Source organism: Rhizobium sp. 42MFCr.1 (assembly GCF_000377185.1).
In the GTDB taxonomy this organism is placed as follows: Bacteria; Pseudomonadota; Alphaproteobacteria; order Rhizobiales; family Rhizobiaceae; genus Rhizobium; species Rhizobium altiplani.
Genome location: NZ_KB897820.1, coordinates 240,839 through 258,286 on the forward strand (window position 1 = coordinate 240,839; position 17,448 = coordinate 258,286).

The 17,448-nt window shown below is 59.9% G+C and carries 13 protein-coding genes and 1 pseudogene; 10 read left to right on the forward strand and 4 right to left on the reverse strand.

All coding sequences use genetic code 11. The features are described 5' to 3' along the window. Positions 1-10 precede the first annotated feature (10 nt). From C934_RS0105140 to C934_RS0105150, 3 genes are all read right to left on the reverse strand, one after another. Positions 11-997 carry an ABC transporter permease gene (locus C934_RS0105140; RefSeq protein ID WP_018855635.1) on the reverse strand — a complete coding sequence of 329 codons (987 nt, stop codon included), beginning with the start codon at positions 995-997 and terminating at the stop codon, positions 11-13. Between the two features lie 102 nt (positions 998-1,099). Continuing rightward, a complete protein-coding gene (locus C934_RS0105145) occupies positions 1,100-3,208 on the reverse strand; it encodes a family 10 glycosylhydrolase (RefSeq protein WP_026371567.1) in 2,109 nt (702 codons plus the stop codon). A gap of 94 nt (positions 3,209-3,302) precedes the next feature. Further along, positions 3,303-5,228: an ABC transporter substrate-binding protein gene (locus tag C934_RS0105150; RefSeq protein ID WP_018855637.1), complete on the reverse strand. Its 1,926-nt coding sequence runs from the start codon at positions 5,226-5,228 to the stop codon at positions 3,303-3,305. Between the two features lie 182 nt (positions 5,229-5,410). On the opposite strand from C934_RS0105150, the gene C934_RS0105155 reads away from it, so the two are divergent. From C934_RS0105155 to C934_RS35520, 7 genes and pseudogenes are all read left to right on the forward strand, one after another. After that, positions 5,411-6,439, forward strand: a complete 1,029-nt coding sequence (locus tag C934_RS0105155) for a LacI family DNA-binding transcriptional regulator (protein ID WP_026371568.1) — start codon at positions 5,411-5,413, stop codon at positions 6,437-6,439. 552 nt (positions 6,440-6,991) lie between these two features. Continuing rightward, the gene (locus tag C934_RS0105165) at positions 6,992-8,347 is read left to right on the forward strand and encodes an LLM class flavin-dependent oxidoreductase (protein WP_018855639.1); all 1,356 of its coding nucleotides are present in this window, start codon (positions 6,992-6,994) and stop codon (positions 8,345-8,347) included. An 11-nt stretch (positions 8,348-8,358) separates the two neighbouring features. Then, positions 8,359-9,189: an ABC transporter ATP-binding protein gene (locus C934_RS0105170; protein WP_026371570.1), complete on the forward strand. Its 831-nt coding sequence runs from the start codon at positions 8,359-8,361 to the stop codon at positions 9,187-9,189. Positions 9,190-9,213: 24 nt separating this feature from the next. Further along, positions 9,214-10,290, forward strand: a complete 1,077-nt coding sequence (locus tag C934_RS0105175; protein ID WP_018855641.1) for an ABC transporter substrate-binding protein — start codon at positions 9,214-9,216, stop codon at positions 10,288-10,290. A gap of 24 nt (positions 10,291-10,314) precedes the next feature. Further along, entirely contained in the window at positions 10,315-11,133 is an 819-nt protein-coding gene (locus C934_RS0105180; RefSeq protein ID WP_018855642.1) for an ABC transporter permease, read from the forward strand. Positions 11,134-11,135: 2 nt separating this feature from the next. Continuing rightward, positions 11,136-11,903: an ABC transporter permease gene (locus tag C934_RS0105185; RefSeq protein ID WP_018855643.1), complete on the forward strand. Its 768-nt coding sequence runs from the start codon at positions 11,136-11,138 to the stop codon at positions 11,901-11,903. 152 nt (positions 11,904-12,055) lie between these two features. Further along, positions 12,056-12,166 (forward strand): annotated as a pseudogene (locus C934_RS35520) (N-alpha-acetyl diaminobutyric acid deacetylase DoeB); the annotation flags it as partial. Positions 12,167-12,241: 75 nt separating this feature from the next. Here the strand turns inward: C934_RS35520 and C934_RS0105195 are convergent. Further along, the gene (locus C934_RS0105195; protein ID WP_026371571.1) at positions 12,242-13,339 is read right to left on the reverse strand and encodes a LacI family DNA-binding transcriptional regulator; all 1,098 of its coding nucleotides are present in this window, start codon (positions 13,337-13,339) and stop codon (positions 12,242-12,244) included. A gap of 389 nt (positions 13,340-13,728) precedes the next feature. Here C934_RS0105195 and C934_RS0105200 point away from each other — a divergent pair, with 389 nt between their 5' ends. From C934_RS0105200 to C934_RS0105210, 3 genes are all read left to right on the forward strand, one after another. Next, positions 13,729-14,691: a sugar-binding protein gene (locus tag C934_RS0105200; protein WP_018855646.1), complete on the forward strand. Its 963-nt coding sequence runs from the start codon at positions 13,729-13,731 to the stop codon at positions 14,689-14,691. A 79-nt stretch (positions 14,692-14,770) separates the two neighbouring features. After that, positions 14,771-16,312, forward strand: a complete 1,542-nt coding sequence (locus C934_RS0105205) for a sugar ABC transporter ATP-binding protein (protein ID WP_018855647.1) — start codon at positions 14,771-14,773, stop codon at positions 16,310-16,312. A 39-nt stretch (positions 16,313-16,351) separates the two neighbouring features. Beyond that, the gene (locus tag C934_RS0105210; protein ID WP_018855648.1) at positions 16,352-17,377 is read left to right on the forward strand and encodes an ABC transporter permease; all 1,026 of its coding nucleotides are present in this window, start codon (positions 16,352-16,354) and stop codon (positions 17,375-17,377) included. Positions 17,378-17,448: the final 71 nt, after the last annotated feature.

The window sequence follows — 17,448 nt, forward strand, 5'->3', positions numbered from 1 at the left end:
CGGCCTCTCCTCAATCGAACCGGATGCGCGGATCGAGCAGCGCAAGCAGCAGATCCGACAAAAGCATGCCTACGAGGGTCAGCGCGGAGAGCAGCAGAATGAAGCTGCCGGCGAGGTACATGTCCTGTGCGACCAGCGCCCGGAAAAGCAGGGGGCCGGAGGTCGGCAGATTGAGAACGATAGCCGTGATCGTCACGCCCGAGACAAGATGCGGCAGCACCCAACCGATCGCCGACACGAAGGGGTTGAGCGCGATGCGAACGGGATATTTGAGGATGACCTTGTATTCCGGCAGGCCCTTGGCGCGGGCGGTAATGACATAAGGCTTGTGCAGTTCGTCCGTCAGATTGGCGCGCAGGATGCGAATCATCGCCGCCGTTCCGGATGCGCCGATGATGATGATCGGAATCCAGAGATGGGTGAGAAAATCGCCGATCTTGGCGAGGTTCCAGGGTGCTTCTGCATATTCGGGCGAGACCAGCCCGCCAACACTCAGGCCAAGATACTTGTAGGCAATATACATCAGCGTCAGCGCCAGGATGAAGTTTGGCACGGCAAGGCCGATGAAGCCGAAAAAAGTGAAGACGTGATCACCGATGGAATGGCGGCGCACTGCAGAATAGATTCCGATCGGCAGTGATACGATCCAGACGAAGAGGAGGCTCAGCAGCGAGATGACCAGCGTTGAGCCCATACGCGCCCAGATCAGGCCCGAGACGGGCTGGTTCCATTCAAAGGACCAGCCGAAGTCGCCGCGGCTGACAATTCCCCACATCCATTTCAGGTACTGGACGTAGAAGGGGTCGTCGAAGCCGTAGATCTGTTTCAACCGTTCGATTTGCGCCGGATCGACGGCCTGGCCGCTGTCACTCATCGTCGCGATCATCGAGGTGAGATAGTCACCCGGCGGTAGCTGGATGATCAGAAACGAGATCAGCGACATGCCGAACAGGGTCGGTATCATGTAGAGCACGCGCCTGAAGATATAGCCAAGCATCGGAATGTATCTCCTCCCGTTGAGAGCGCCCTTGCGCCTTCGTCGGATATTCATCCGCTCCCGGCCGGCAGCGGCCGAAAGCGCTCCTCTGCGCGCTGCACCTCATTTCCAGGTGAGGTGCAGCACCTCCAGCCGCTCGATCCCCGGCACCTCCACCTGTGCACGGCCATCCTTGACGCTGACGTTTGCGGCACGGTCGGCAACGACAAGCCAGGCGCGCGCCACGGACTTGCCGGCAGGAATTTCCACCGAAACGGTCTGCGCCGCCAGAGGGTAATTTTCGCGGATCGGTCCCTTCATCATCATCGGATTGGTGAGGTTGAAGAGGCTAAGCGCGATGCCGTCGGAATTTTCACGAAGGGCCAGATCAACGACACCAGGACCCATGACAGTGACGCGCGGCGTCTTGCCGAGTGCCCAGTGGACGGCATTGGCGATCAGCCGGGCATGGTCAACCGCAAAGACCTCCCAGAAGATTTCGCCGATGTTCCAGGGAATATAGACAGCGCGGCCACCCATGCCTGTCTCGCGCGCAATGACCGCGGCACCCTCCGGCGCCTTGCGCGGATAGACTTCTTCCATCGGCAGATCCGGGAAGTCGGGCACGTAGAGGAACGGGGTCTTGGAGCCGTTCGTGGCCTCGACGTGGAGAAGCCGTGTACCGCCCATGATGCGTTCGGCGCCTTCGTAGCCTTCGTTGATCGGATGATCACCGGAGAGCGCCACGTAAGTGTTCTTGACGATGCCACGCGGTCCGGAGACGAATTTGGCGCCGAACAACTCGGAGAGACCGAATTCCTGGCGCTGCCTGCCGGTTTCGTCGCGCAGCGAGGTCTCGTAGGAAGCGATCACGCTGCCGCCGCGTTCGGCATAGGCGCGGACCGCAGCGTTCTGCTCGTCCGACAGGCAGGCGGCGTTGGCGAGGATAATGAGCTTGAAGCGGTCGAGATTTTCCTTCGTCAGAACCTGGTCCGAGAGAAGCTCGAAGGGCAGGCGGGCCTCGACCAGGGCGTGGTAGAAGCCGAGATCGTGCTTTTCGGCGTTGGGCCGCTCCTCCGGCGCCCAGTGGCGCAACGTCGTGGAGGGGTCGATGACGGCGATTTCGGCAGCGGGCTTCATGCTTTCGAGCACCGGCTCGACTGCCGCCTGCAGGGCGAAGGCGTCGGCGACAGGCTCGACCCAGCGCTCGTCCGGGACCACCCCGTTGAACTTGGTGAACCAGGCATAGAGGCCATGCGCTGTGCCGTCATTGATCCAGAGCTGCATCTCCTCGCCGGACGTGACCGCATCCTTCCAGCGATATTCCTCCTCCGGACCGATCGAGGTGATGAGGACGACAGGGCGATCCGGAAAGGTGGCGCGGATGCGCTTGCCATTGCGTCCGGCCGACCAGCCGAGCTCCAGGCCCTTGCGGCCCTGGTGGTCAACAACGAGGAAGGGGCAATGGCGGGCAATGACCGACAGGTCGAATTCCATCAGCGAGGCACCGCCCATGTTCGGAATGAAGCTCGCATGCGGGCGGATCGCCTTTACCGCATCGTCCCATTGGGCGATCATGTCGGTGAGGACCCGGCGGCGCCACTGTACCCAGGCCTGCCAAGCCGGATCTTCCGCATCCGGTTTTTTTGGCAGGTCATGGCCGAACATGTCCTTGAAGCGGCGGGCACTGTCTTCGCTATAGTCGACGCCATGCCCCTGCCAGCGATTGGCAAAGACCGCGTCAATATCGTATTTGCGGACGATCTCCTTGACGACCTCGGGCATGAAGACGGTATTGTAGTCGCCATAGGCATTGGTCACCCAGACATCGGGATAGGCCCAATGGCGGCGCGGCGTCCCGTCGGCGTTGATCATCACCCATTCCGGATGGGCCCTGGCGGCATCGTCATGGATTGCGTGTGGGTCGACACGAGCCATGACATGCATGTCGAGCTTGCGGGCCGCATCGACGAGCGCGCCGAAGATATCCTTGTCGCCGAGATATTTGCTGACATAGTGATAGGGCACTTCGCTCGGATAGTAGGCGATGTAGCCGCCGGCGCTAAGGCAGACTGCATTGGATCTCGTGCGCTTGAAGACGTCGACCCAGAAGGCGGGGTCGTACTTCTCCGGGTCGTCCTCGACGAAGGTCAGCTGGGTCCAGCGGGTCGCGTCCTTGAACCAGTCCGGTGTCCGGAGCGTTCCGGTGTTTTGTCTTCTGGCATCGAGCATCGGTTCATCCAATCGTTTGGCAAAAAGGCAACGAGGGATCTGCCGCCGGCCCAGGTCGGCCGGCGTCGGATACATGTCTGATCCTGAAAGACCGTCAGGCCTTGTAGAATTGCTCCGGCATGGTGGGAGCGGGTGTGGGCCAACCGAAGGAATTCGGCATGGTCCGCGTGATATTCTTCATGTTGTTCTTGACGATGCCGTAGCCGTCCGGGGGCTGCGAAACACCGAAGACGTAGAAGTTGTCGGCAGCGCCCTGCAGGATCTTCTTCATGACTTCCTGCTGACCTGCGGGGTCGGCGGTCGCCTTCAGCTTGTCGTAAAGCTCGAGCAGCTTCCTGGTCTCTTCCGGCGGTTCTTCCGCATTTTCATTGTTTCGGTCGAGATACCAGAGCTGCCAGGCCGGGGCATACATCGCGTTTGAATCCGTCGGCACATAGTAGCGCGGGTCGAGCATTGCGGCGACACCGCCATTGGCGCCGAATTGGTGGGCCGTGGCATCGAAATCGCGGCCCTGGCGGACGCGGGTTTCCCAAAGCGAACGGTCCATCGTGCGCATCTGCGCATCAATACCGACTGCCTGGAACATCGGGATGACCAACTGGAAGAGATCGAGGAAGATCGCACGAGCCTGGTCGATCTCGAAGATGATCGTCAGGCGCCGGCCCTGGTCGTCCAACCTGAAGTTCTGGTCATCGCGCTTCGGTATGATCTGGTCGAGCATGGCATTCGCCTTGTCGACATCATACGAGGTGAACTGCGTGGCGAGCTGCTCGTTATAGAGCGGATCTCCCTGCTTGATCGAGGGCTGGGCCGGCGCGCCCTGGCCGACGAGGACGGCATCGATCAGCGTCTGGCGATCAAGCGCCGTCGAAAGAGCCGCGCGGAAATCCTTGTTCCGGAAGAGCTTCCGTTTGGTCGCGTCGTTATGGTTCAGGTTGAAGATGAAGTTCATCACGTTGGCCTCTGTCGAGGTCAGCGTGTAGAAGTCGTAGCCGCCCTGCTCACGGGCATCGTAAAGCACCGATTTATTATTCGGCGTCGCGATATACTGGTCCATCAGGTCAATCTCGCCCTGCATGGCCTTCAGAAGCAATACCTGCGGATCCGCCACCATCTGGTAGACGATCCTGTCCATATAGGGCAGTTGATTGCCCGCGGTATCGACCTTCCAATAGAAGGGGTTGCGTTCGGCAATGACGCGTTCGGTATTTTCGCCGGGCGCGGTTGTGAACATCCAGGCGTTGAGGCAGGGCTTCTTCGAGGAATTGAGGAAGAATGCGTTGTCATCCTGAAACCCGGACGCCGCCTGGAAGGCTGCGATCCAGCTTTCGAAGCCACGTTGCTTGGCCAGTTCGTCGGCCTTCGGATTGTAGTCTATATGGAACTGTTCGAGATAATGTTTCGGACAGCGGGTCGTGTGGTCGTTGTTGGCCCAGGCCACCTGGAGCGGAAACATACCGTTAGGTTTTTCGAAGATCACCTTGAAGGTCTGTTCGTCGACCACTTCAAGCTTGGCCGGCTTGCCGGCTGTCTTCCAGTGGCCCTGGCTGGTAACGGCGACGCGCTTGTCGGTCAGGACCGTATCATACCAGAACTTGACGTCGGCCGTCGTATAGGGCTGGCCATCCGACCACTTCATGCCCTTGCGAAGGCGAATCGTATAGACCTTGGATTCGGCATCGCCATCGAAGGCTTCCGCGACGTTGAGGGCGACGCCTGACCAATCCGGCGTATAACGAAGCAGCGGCTCATAGGCCTGATAGCGGAAGAGCATGGAGAGCGATCCGCCGCCGACCAGTGCCATATTCCAGTCGCCCCCGTATTTTCCGACACTTTCTACCGGTTTGACGACGAGCGGGTTTGCCGGCAGCCGATCCGTGACCGGTGGCAGCGCGCCGCTCGAAACCTTTTCCTTGAGGACGTCCGCTTCCGTGTAGCCGGTCGCAAGAGCCGGCAGTGCAGGCAAAATCAGAACGGCCGAGGTCCCGGCCAGAAACGCACGACGTTTCAGCTTGATCATGGATATCTCCTCCAAAGATCCGCGCCCCTTTATTGTTGTTCTGCTCCCAGGCTTGGATGACGGGAAGATTACACTTGGATACTGTTAGGTAAAGCGTTATGTTTCGTTATCGATGAAGTTTGCTTTTTCAGATGAGGCAGTGTAGGCGAAGCGAAGATGGAACGACAACGCAGAGGTGCGGAGTGGGGAGCAGGGGACGAGTGACGTTGCAGACGATCGCGCGGGAGGTAGGCCTCTCGAAATATGCGGTCTCGCGTTCACTGGCGGGCAAGAGCGGCGTCAGCGAGGAAACGCGCGAGCGCATTCGCGAGATGGCCGTACGTCTTGGCTATGCCAAACCGGCGGCCCAGGCGGGCTCCAACGATATCGCCGTTGTTTTTCACGATCTCGATCCTGTTAACAGCGAGCTCTACATGCAGGTCCAGAATGGAATGCAGGGCGAAGCCCAAAGGCTCGGCATGGGTTTGCGCGTGCACTGGACGCATAGCGCTCGGCAGCTGGAAGATCTGGCCCGTGCCTGCGCCGGGCTGCTTCTCGTCGGCCCCCATGATCGCGAGGCGATTGCGGCTGCGACGGCGACCGGCATTCCGATCGTCCGGTTCGGCTGGATCGACCCGTTGGAGCAGGCCGATCAGATCACTGGCACGGACCATGAGGCAGGCCAGGCGGTCATCCAGTACCTGATCAATCTCGGCCATCGCTCGATTGCCTACGTGTCCGGTGCGCCGGGATACAGGGGACGCCGTGAGCGCTTCTACGGCGCTCGCGAGATCGCCGAAAGTCATCCCGACGTCGCGCTTCATGTGATGCAGTTCGACGAACAGGGAGCCTTCGCCGATGCTTTTGGCGCGCTGAAGGAGAGCGGCGTGCGGCCGACCGCGTTTTTCTGTGCCCATGACGGTCTTGCCCTGACCGTTGTCTCCGAATTGCTCGGTCAGGGTTATCGCATTCCCGACGACGTCTCTGTCGTCGGGTTCGGTGACTTTTCCCCGGCAACACAGATCTCGCCGCCGCTAACCACCGTGCGAATGGAGGGTCAGGAGTGCGGGGCGGTCGGCCTGCGCCTCCTGCTTGAGCGCATCGAGACGCCGCGGCGACCAGGCGACCCCGCTCGCCGCGTCAATATCGCCTCGCGCATTATCGAGCGCCGCTCGGCCGGTCCCTGCAAGGACATGCGCATTTCGGAAGACACAGCGAAATTGTCACGCTAAACGACCGGCTTCCATCATAGCTTTTGCAGCTCAGGTGCAAAAATGGATGCTGGTCCGGATCTGTCCGGGGCAGGGACGCCACCCCCTATACATGGCTGATGGTTCATGGACGAAGCTGCCGAGCACGGAAATAGCCCCGCTCCCTGTTGCCAATAAGCGCGCGCGTCACCGATATTGGCGACGGGATAGAGCAGTTGAAGGCTGTCAATGAAGCGGCGCCGGCCTCGCGGCCGTCCGTCACCGAGAAGCCGCCGAGAGCGCCGCAATGGCCCTGGCGCGGGTACTTCTGCGTCCACTCGCCGCTGGCTGGCTTTTCGGTCCAGAAATATCTGATTGATTTTACGCAGAGAAGTTCTTTTTGAAGGCTGCAATTGCGCCAGCGGCGCTATCGACGAAATATCTTTCCGACCGGTGCCACGGCAGAACGTCGTCATTCAAAAGGCTCCATTGCACGCGGCAAAAATCTCGCATCGACACAGGCAATAGAATACTATTTCTATAGATATTAATTGTTGCTGCTAGCCTATCGTCTCCCTCACCAAGGAGACACACATGAGTGCCGCGCGACCACAGCTCAAACTTGGCGCCTTCCTCTATCCGACGGGCCATCACGTGGCCGCGTGGCGGCACCCGGAAGCGCAGGCGGACGCCGGTTCCAATATTGCTCACTATATCGAGCTTGCGCAGCTGGCTGAAGCGGCGAAGTTCGATCTCATTTTCATGGCTGACGGCGTTGGAACGCGCGGGACGGACATAGAGGCACTGAGCAGGACAGCTGTCCGCTATGTGGCGCAGTTCGAGCCGATTACCTTGCTGTCGGCTCTGGCGGCGGTGACCAAGCACATCGGATTCGTCGCCACAGCTTCCACCTCATACAACGAGCCCTACCATATCGCGCGGAAATTCGCCTCGCTCGATCACATCAGCGGCGGCCGCGCGGGCTGGAACCTGGTCACTTCGTCCAGCGAGCACGAAGCGCATAATTTTGGTCGTGATGAGCATTATGCACATGCGGAGCGATACGAGCGGGCCGAAGAGTTTGCCGAGGTCGTGCGCGGACTGTGGGACACCTGGGAGGAAGACGCATTCCTGCGCGACAAGGAAAGCGGCATCTACTTCGATCCGGACAAGCAGCATATCCTCAATCACAAGGGCAAATTCTTCAAGGTTCGCGGGCCACTGAACGTAGCCCGCGCGCCTCAGGGTCAGCCAGTGCTCGTACAGGCAGGCTCGTCGGAACCGGGCAAGGAGCTTGCCGCGCGTACCGCTGAGGTTGTCTTCACCGCGCATCAGACAATCGAGGATGCTCGCGGCTTCTATAAGGATCTCAAAAGCCGACTTGCCAAGTACGGACGCGGGCCGGAAGAGTTGAAGGTCATGCCGGGGATCTTCCCGGTCGTCGGCCGGACGCAGGCAGAGGCTGAGGCGAAATTCCAGGAAATCCAGGATCTCATACATCCGGTGGTCGGCCTGTCGATGTTGAACGGCATGACCGGTGGCGTTGATCTCTCGAAATATCCTCTGGACGGCCCCATCCCGGACCTCCCGGAAACGAACGCAAGCAAGAGCCGGCAAAAGTTGCTTCTTGATCTTGCCAGGCGCGAAAACCTGACGATCCGCGAGCTCTATCTGAGGATCGCAGGCGCGCGTGGCCATTGGCAGGTCGTCGGCACGCCGGGCCGGATCGCTGATGAGATGGAGCACTGGTTCACGACCGGAGCGGCAGACGGCTTCAATGTTATGCCGCCGCATCTGCCCGTCGGACTAAGGGACTTCGTGGAGCTCGTGTTGCCGGAACTACGGCGCCGTGGACTGTTCCGCACCGAATATCAGGGCAGGACGTTGCGCGAAAATCTTGGCCTTAGCATACCCCGTCACCCGGCGCGCGTTCAGGCCGCGGCAGAGTAGGGGTGATCGACATGAACCGACCCCATCTCACAGCCGAGCACATAACCCGGCAGTTCCAGATCGACGGGGAGCCGCTGATCGCGCTCGACGACATCAATCTGGATATTGCCCAGGGCGAGTTTGTCACTGTTGTCGGTGCCAGCGGCTGCGGAAAGTCGACGCTGTTGCGTCTCTTCGCGGGCCTGGATCTCGCGACATCCGGCACCATCCGCCATGCGGACGAGCTAGTCGTCGAACCCAGCCTTCATCGGGGCATCGTCTTCCAGGAACCGCGCCTCTTCCCCTGGTTGACGGTCGAGAAAAACGTCTCTCTTGGCCTGCTGAACAGCAAGCTGACCAAGGCGCGAAAGGCAGAGCTTGTGCGCGAACATCTGGAGCTTGTCGGGCTTTCCCGTTTTGCCAATGTCTACCCGCATCAATTGTCCGGGGGAATGGCGCAGCGTGCCGGCATTGCCCGTGGCCTCGTCAGCCGGCCGAACGTCCTCCTGCTCGACGAGCCTTTCGGGGCACTCGACGCCATCACCAAGGCACGCCTGCAGGACGAGCTGCAGGAGATCTGGGCGAAGGAAAACATCACGATGGTTTTGGTGACGCATGACGTGGAAGAGGCGGTCTATCTCGGGGATCGCGTCGTCGTCATGTCGCCGCGTCCGGGCCGCATCCGCGAAGTGGTACCGGCCAAGCTGGCTCGCCCACGCCGGCGTACATCCAGCGATATTGCCAACGTGCGCGACCGCGTCCTGAAGAGCCTTCATGCGACCGGCGAAAACACGCGACCCAAGGGGTTGAAATCAGCCGATGACGGCAGCCACGTCGAACGTGCAGTCGCACTCGCCAGATAAGTTTCAAAAAAACGGAGAGAAACTATGAAACACGCATTGCTGTCACGCGTGATCGCCGGCCTCGCACTGATGCTCGCGACCGCCCCGGCCACGGTCCGCGCCGAGGAACCGCTGGTCATTCATGTCGGCTATGCCGCGATTGGCGTCGACAATCGTCCTTACGCGGAAGGCACATCTGCCGCGACCGCCCGGGCGGGCGAATTTCTGGAGAAGGAATTTGCCAAGGATCCGGACATCAAGATTGAATGGACCTTCTTCAAGGGCGCAGGCCCTGCCGTCAACGAAGGCTTTGCGAATGATCAGCTCGACTTCGCCTACCAGGGTGATCTTCCCTCGTTGATCGGCCGTGCCAACGGGCTGAAGACCAAGTATCTCCTGGCAAGCGGAGCGAGAAAGCCGCTCTATCTCGCCGTCGCCAAAGATAGCGGCATTAAATCTATCGCGGATCTGAAGGGCCGCAAGATAGCCCTCCAGCGCGGCACGAACGGTCATCTGGCTGCCATCAAGGTGCTGGAGGCCAATGGTTTGACGGAGCGCGACGTTCAGGTCGTCAATCTCGACAGCGCAGGCACGGTTGCCGCGTTGACCAGCAAGGACATCGACGCCGCATTCGGCGATACGCAGCTGATCAATCTCGCCACCAAGGGTGCAGCCGATATCATCTACACCACCAAGGGGGACGATCCGCGCTTCGGCCGCAATGCCGGCGTCATCGGCCGCCAGGCGTTCATCGATACCCATCCTGACATAACCCAGCGGGTCGTCGATGCTTTCGTCAAGGCGGCGCAATGGTCGTCGGACGAGCCGAACCGCACCGCACTTCTCGAGCTGTGGCACAAGTCGGGAACGCCAGTTCCAATTCTGGAGGAATACTTCAAGGGTGACACGCTCGCCTACCGCAACTCGCCGCTGATCGATGACCTGCTTGTGTCGCAATACAAGGAGCAGGCGGCGAAGAGCAAGGAATTCGGTCTCATCCGCCGTGATGTCGATCTTGAGGGCTGGTTCGAGCCTCGCTACCTCAAAAGCGCCATTGAACGGTTCAACCTGCAGCACTTCTGGCAAGCCTATGGCGCTGACGGCAAGCCGCTCGCCTCGTAAGCAGAGCATTGGAGCAGCAGGCTGATGGCAATCCCTCTTGAAATCGCCGGTGATGACGGCATCCCGAACGCGCGCAGGTTTTTCAAGGGACGGTTCTCTTCGCTCTCGGCCTTGCTTCTTCCCGTGTTGCTGATTGCCCTCTGGTGGCTCGCCTCCGCGAGAGGCTGGCTGCCAGTGCAGATCCTTCCGGCGCCGTCCTATGTACTGCAAACCGCCGGTGACATGATCATGAGCGGGGAGCTGCTTTACCATGCCGCAGTCAGCTTGCGCCGCGTTGTCTTCGGCTTCACCATCGGCGCGGGGTTGGGATTGGGTCTCGGCATCGCCATGGGCCTGTCTCAGCGCCTGGAAGACTATATTAAGCCGACGTTCCTAGCCTTCGCACAGATCCCGACGCTTGGATGGATCCCGCTTCTGATGCTGCTGGTCGGCATCGAGGAGACACTGAAGATCATCATCATCGCCAAGGGCGCTCTTGTACCGATCACGCTCAATACCTTCTCCGGCATCCGCAGTGTTCCCGGCAAATACGTGGAAGTCGGCAAGGCACTGCGTTTCAGCCGGTGGCAAACGCTCCGCCTGATCGTCCTGCCGGGCGCTATTCCTTCCATTTTCACCGGTATCCGCTATGGCCTTACGCACGCATGGACTTCGCTTGTCGGGGTCGAACTCCTGGCGTCGTCCGAAGGGCTCGGCTACCTGCTCGTGTGGGGAAGACAGATGTTCTGGCTTGATACCGTGATCATCGCGATGATCGTGATCGGCCTCATAGGCGTTACCATGGACAAGGGCCTGAATGGCGTCGAGGTCTTCATCCAGCGCTGGAAGAAAGAAGGACTTTAACGATGGCCGAAGCGTCAACGAGGCTTGTCCGTATAAGACGTGGCCTCACCCTTCCTCTTCTTCTCCTCGCCGTGTGGGAGGCCTCCAGCCGCCTCGGGCTCGTTGATCCCCGCTTTCTGCCGGGGATCGAAGATGTCGTCCTGACCGCCAAGCGCGAGATCATCGACAATGGTCTGACGGGCCAGCTCGCAGCCAGTCTGTTGCGCAATATCGCAGGTTTTCTGATTGGCTGCATCCTCGGCGTCAGTTTCGGCACGCTCGTTGCCGTGACGAGGATCGGAGACAGGTTGGTCATGCCGACCTTCAACGGCCTGAAGCAAATTTCCCTGCTTGCATGGATACCGCTCATTTCGGTGTGGTTCGGTTTCGGCGAGCAGGCGAAGGTGGTCTTTGTCGCTCTTGCAGCTTTCATTCCCATCGCCCTCAACACCTATGACGGTATCAAGGACGCGCCTTCAGAGCTGGTGGAGGTCGGTCGGGCGCTGCGGTTTCGACCCTGGCAGCGCGTTGCCAGGATTTACCTGCCGTCAGCTCTCCCGGCGATCGCCACCGGCATCCATCTCGGCCTCATCTATTCGTGGCTGGCGACCGTCGGCGCGGAGTATTTTCTTGCGGTCGGCCCCGGCATCGGCGGTCTGGTCATTGCTGGACGCGAGCGCTTCGACATGGCACTGGTCATGGTCGGCGTCATCATTCTCGGCCTTGTCGGGTTTTCACTTAACAGGCTCGCCGGTGCGGCAGAAGCCAGGCTGTTGCGCTGGCGGGCCTGAGCCGGAAACCTGACGATGTTGGTGTGCGGCTTAAGTGGTGGTGTCGGCGACGAGATTGGGAGCCTGTTTCAACCGGTCGAGATCGGCAACGGCGAAGCGGGATCCGGACCGGGACCGGCAGACAGTCCATAACCGGACAGGAACTTGCCCCTACCGGCAAAGCGCCTGTCGAGCTCGTCGCGAAGATGGATGGCATCCTCATCGCCCGCCACTTTCCAGGGTTGGTCAAACCGGGGGATTGCGCGGCTGTCGTCTCGCAATAACCGCCTCGATGAGGAGCCTATGTGAGTGGGTGAACGTAGCTGATCACATTCGCTAAGATTGCACCGCCGACTGCTCTATTGCGCATTTTGCTCGCTGTGGTGGATTTTTGGCCTTTTGACCGGAGGTCCCGCGACAGAGTGACGTTTGACGAGAGAGCATTCGAGCTTCGTAATCGGATACCGCTTCTTGCCAGGAAGGCTTTCCGGATTGAGATGTTCGATCGACCATTGGCCCATGGCGAGATGGGGAAGGACAGACGTCGTCAGCGGGGGAACGAGATGTCGCGATATGTCTTCGTCGTCGTAACCCACAACCGACATGTCCTGGGGAATGCGAAGACCCGCATCCTTGAGGGCTTCGTAGCACCCGATCGCAGTTCTGTCATTCTGGCAGAAGATCGCTGTTGGTGGCTCCTTCAAAGCCAGCAGCTTCATTGTTGCAGCATAGCCGGCGCTGGCCGACCAGTCGCCTTCGATGACCAGCTCGGGATCGAAGGGAATATCGGCTGTCGCAAGCGCGCGGCGATATCCGGTAAGACGATCCTGCGCAGCCTGCATCCAGATTTCGCCGGTGATCGTGGCAATGCGATGGTGTCCATGCGCGATCAGATGCCGGGTGGAACTCTGTCCTCCCGCAATCTCGCTCGGCACAACACAGGGAAAGGCGTAATCCGCCGTATAACAGTTGAGCAGCACCGTCGGGATGTTGAGCTTGTAAAAATAGGCGGGAAGCTCAACCTCGCGCGTATAGATCGTCATGTAGATGAGCGCCGATATGCCGCCGCTCGTCAACGCGTTTATTGCCTTCGGCTCCATGACGGGATCGCTGAGCGTTTGCGTCACCAACAGGACATTGCCGGCGTTCCATGAGGCTTGCCGCGCGCCTTCAATCGCAACGATCGCTTCCGGGCTGGTCGCGAGCTGGTCGACGGCAAACCCGATCACATTGTCCAGGCCCGAGTAAGAGGTCGGCGTTGCATATGTCGCTCCCATATAGCCAAGTGCCCGCGCTGCCTCAAACACGCGCTCGCGGGTCAACTGCGAGATGCGGGTGCCGGGCGTGTTGTTGAGCACGAAGGAAACGGCCGCCTGCGAGCAACCGGCCGCCTTGGCAATATCCATCATTGTCACGCGCTCGGGGCGAGAAGCCTTTCGGTTGCGTGCAGGCTTCATTGCCGCGGGCTCGTGCTCGTCCAAGATCTTGGTTTTTCGCATCCGTGGAGGTCCGTTACCCATATTGGTCAAGGTGTATGTTTGCGCAGCATTGGTAATTAATATTACCACTGATCAGTTCGCGTTAGCAATCGCATGAAGTGACATACTTGCACGCCGCTGATGGCCATATCCGAACGCAAAAATGCATTTCCCGCTGCCATTCTATGAAATGTTTTGATCTGCATTGATAATACTATTTACTAATTAAAATTCTTGTATACCGTCATGGAGCGATCGGAACCCTATGCCATTCGTCGCTTCGCGACCGCCCTAGGAGGGGGCGCGCATCCGGCCGGCCGCAAGTTGCAATCGGGCCCTTGCTACTGCGGCCCTTCGGGAGGTGTATTATGAATCAGCTGAAACGCAATGCTGCCTTGTTTTTCGCCGGATTGATGCTGAGTGCCGCGCCTGTGGCGGTGTCCCATGCTGCCGACAAGCCGACCTTGGCCTTCGTGGTCAACGTTGCTTCGGATTTCTGGAAGGCCGCTGAAGCCGGCGTAAAGAAGGCGCAGGGCGAAATGCCGGACTACAACATGGAGCTGAAATACCCCGAACAGGGATCGGTGGCCATTCAGCAGCGTCTCATGGAAGATCTCGTCAGCGCCGGCGTCAAGGGGATCATGGTCTCTGCCGTCGACCCCAAGACCCAGACGGATGGCCTCAACAAGATCGGCTCGCAGACGGCTCTCTTCACCACAGACAGCGACGCGCCGAAGACCAACCGCATAGCCTATATCGGATCTTCCAACGTCGATGCTGGCAAGCAGGCCGCCGAAATCGCCAAGAAGGCGATGCCTGATGGCGGCAAGTGCCTCGGTTTCGTCGGCCTGCTCGGCGCCGACAATGCCAGAGAGCGCATCGAAGGCATGAAGGACGGGCTGAAGGGGACCAAGATCGAGCTGATCGACGTTCGCGGCGACGACGGCGACCAGACGCGCGCCAAGAAGAACGTCGAGGATGCGTTGGTGGCCAGCCCCGACGTGAACTGCATGGTCGGCTTCTATTCCTACAACACGCCGCGCATCTATGAGGCGCTCCGCGAGGCGGGCAAGCTCGGCCAGATCACCGTCGTCGGCTTTGATGACGATCCGATCACGCTCGGCGGCGTCAAGGAAGGCACGATCGCCGCGACTGTCGTGCAGCAGCCGTTCGAATGGGCCTATCAGGGCATGAAGCTGATGGCGGCCTATCTCAAGGGCGACAAGTCTGGCGTTCCAGCCAACGGTCTGATCATCATCCCGACGGTCATCATCGGCAAGGATGATGTCGACAAGTATGCCGCCAACCTGAAGGCCATGGCCGGCAAGTAATCCTTCCTTGCGGCGGTGGCGCCAGTCGCCGCCGCGAGTGACGTTTCATGCCGACAGCATTAGCAGCCATGGACAGGCGATGAACCACAGTTCCGATATCCCGTCACCGGACTCGCCCGCGACACCGTTCCTTTCGCTTTCCGGCGTTGGCAAGACTTATCCGGGAGTCGTCGCACTTGATGGCCTGTCAATGGACATCATGCCGGGCGAGGTGATCGGCCTCGTCGGCGAGAACGGGGCGGGAAAATCGACGCTGATGAAGATCCTCGGAGGCGTGATCGCGCCCGACCGGGGTGCGATTCTGCTCGATGGGGCAGAGCTTCATTCTCTTACCGTGGGATCAAGCATCTCGTCCGGCATCGCCTTCGTCCACCAGGAACTCAATCTCTTCGAAAACCTCGACGTCGCCGCCAATATCTTCCTGGGCCGCGAACCGCTGAAGGCCGGGCCTCTCAAGCTCGTCGATCGCGATCGACTGCGGGAGATGGTAAGGCCGCTTTTGAAGCGCGTGGGGGCGCATTTTTCCGCCGACACGCCGGTCGCGTCGCTTTCGCTTGCCGAGCAGCAGATGGTGGAAATCGCCAAGGCATTGTCGATCAACGCGAGGCTCGTCATCTTCGATGAGCCCACATCCAGCCTTCCTTTGGCCGAAACCGAGCGACTCTTGAGCATCATCAAGTCGCTGAAAGCAGATGGCATCAGCGTCATTTTCATCTCGCATCGCCTCCACGAGGTCGAGCGCGTCGCCGACCGCGTGGTCGTGCTACGCGATGGCACGCTCGTCGGTACGCTTGCAAAGGCCGAGATCGGCCACGACCAGATGGTCAAGCTGATGATTGGCCGGGTGCTTGCGGCGCGCACCGCCAAACCGCAACGCGCGCCCGGCTCGGTTGCGCTGACGGCAAGCGGCGTGCGCACCGAGGCCTATCCATCCCGCCCTGTCGATCTGGACATCAGGTATGGAGAAATCCTCGGACTTGCCGGGCTTGTCGGCTCGGGGCGCACCGAGCTTGCAAGGGTGCTTTTCGGCATTGACCGGAGTTACGGCGGAGCCATTCTGCAGGACGGACAGCAAATCGCGGTCGGCTCCGCGCGTGATGCCGTGGCTCGCGGGATTTTCCTGGTGCCGGAGGATCGCAAGCGCAACGGCATTCTCCTTGATTTCCCGATTACCCAGAACATTACCCTTGCCGACCTTCCAAATCTTGCCAACCGCCACATGCTGTCTGCCGACCGGGAAACGGCGGCGGCCGAAAAGCAGCGCGTTCGCCTCGGCATCAAGGCGCCCTCGGTTTCGACCCGGACAGGCACTCTGTCGGGCGGCAATCAGCAGAAGGTGGTGCTTGCCAAATGGCTATCGATGAACCCGAAGGTGATGATCTTCGACGAGCCAACGCGCGGCATCGATATCGGGGCGAAGAATGAAATTTACGGGCTGATGCGGGCCCTTGCCGATGCTGGCGTCGCCATCCTGATGATCTCAAGCGACATGGAAGAGGTGATCGGCGTATCTGACCGCATCGCCGTCATGCATGAGGGCCAGATCGCCGGGATTTTGGAAGAGGATGACTTCAGCCAGGAAAGCGTCCTTTTGCTTGCCGTCGGCAAGAGAGTAAAATAGCGGCTGCGGCCATCATAGGTATCGGGGAACGGATCTCGAATGATCAAGAAAGACCTTGGACTGCTGCTTTTGATTGTCGTCGTCGGCATCGTCGTCGCCATCATCAATCCGCGCTTCCTGCTGCCGATCAATCTGGCGAACACCGCCAACCTGATCGGACTGTTTGGCATCCTTTCGATCGGCCAGGCCTTTGTCATCATTACCGGCGGCATCGAGCTTTCCGTGGGTTCGCTCGTCGCGCTTCTTGGCGTCCTTTTCATCGATTTCATTGCTGTCCAGGACATGTCCTGGATGTTGGCGCTGCCGCTCATCCTCGTGCTTGGCGCGGTCATCGGTGCTATTCATGGCTGGCTGATTACCAGGCTCAATCTGCAACCCTTTGTCGTAACCTTGTGCGGCTTGCTGATCTATCGTGGTGCCGCGCGCTTCTATACTGCCGACGGGACGGCGGGATTTGCCTTCGGCCAGAATTTCCCCGACCTCGAATTCCTGACCGCGGGCCGCTTCTATGGTGTTCCCAACACCTTCATTGCGCTCGTCATCATCACGGTGGTCATGTGGGTGGTGTTGCACCGCTCCGTCTTCGGGCGCTATCTTTACGCAATCGGCAAGAACGAGGAAGCGGCCCGTTATTCAGGCATCCGCACCGGCCGAATGATCATGTCGGCCTATGTCATCTGCGGATTGCTCACGGCGCTCTCGGCGATCTATTTTGCCATGTATACACGCTCGATCTCACCGGCGAGCCATGGACAGTTTTACGAGCTCTATGCGATCGCCGCTGCCGTGCTTGGCGGGTTTTCGCTGCGCGGCGGCGAGGGATCGATCGTCGGTGTCGTGCTTGGTACAGTCTTGCTTCAGGAATTGCAGAACCTCGTGAACTTGCTCGGCATCCCGTCGTCGTTGAACTTTGCCGTGATGGGTGGCGTGATCCTCATCGGCGTCCTTATCGACCAGCAATGGCATGCGATCCGGGCACAGCGCCGCCTCGTGGCAGCAGCTCGACAGACTGAAGGCCGCCTGCACGACGAGGGCTCGCTGCCGGTGGTTGCACGTCAGGACTAGACCAGCGGGGCCATTCCATGCTGCACCATACGACCTAAACGAATGCGTCCGGGTCATTGAAGACCGGAAGT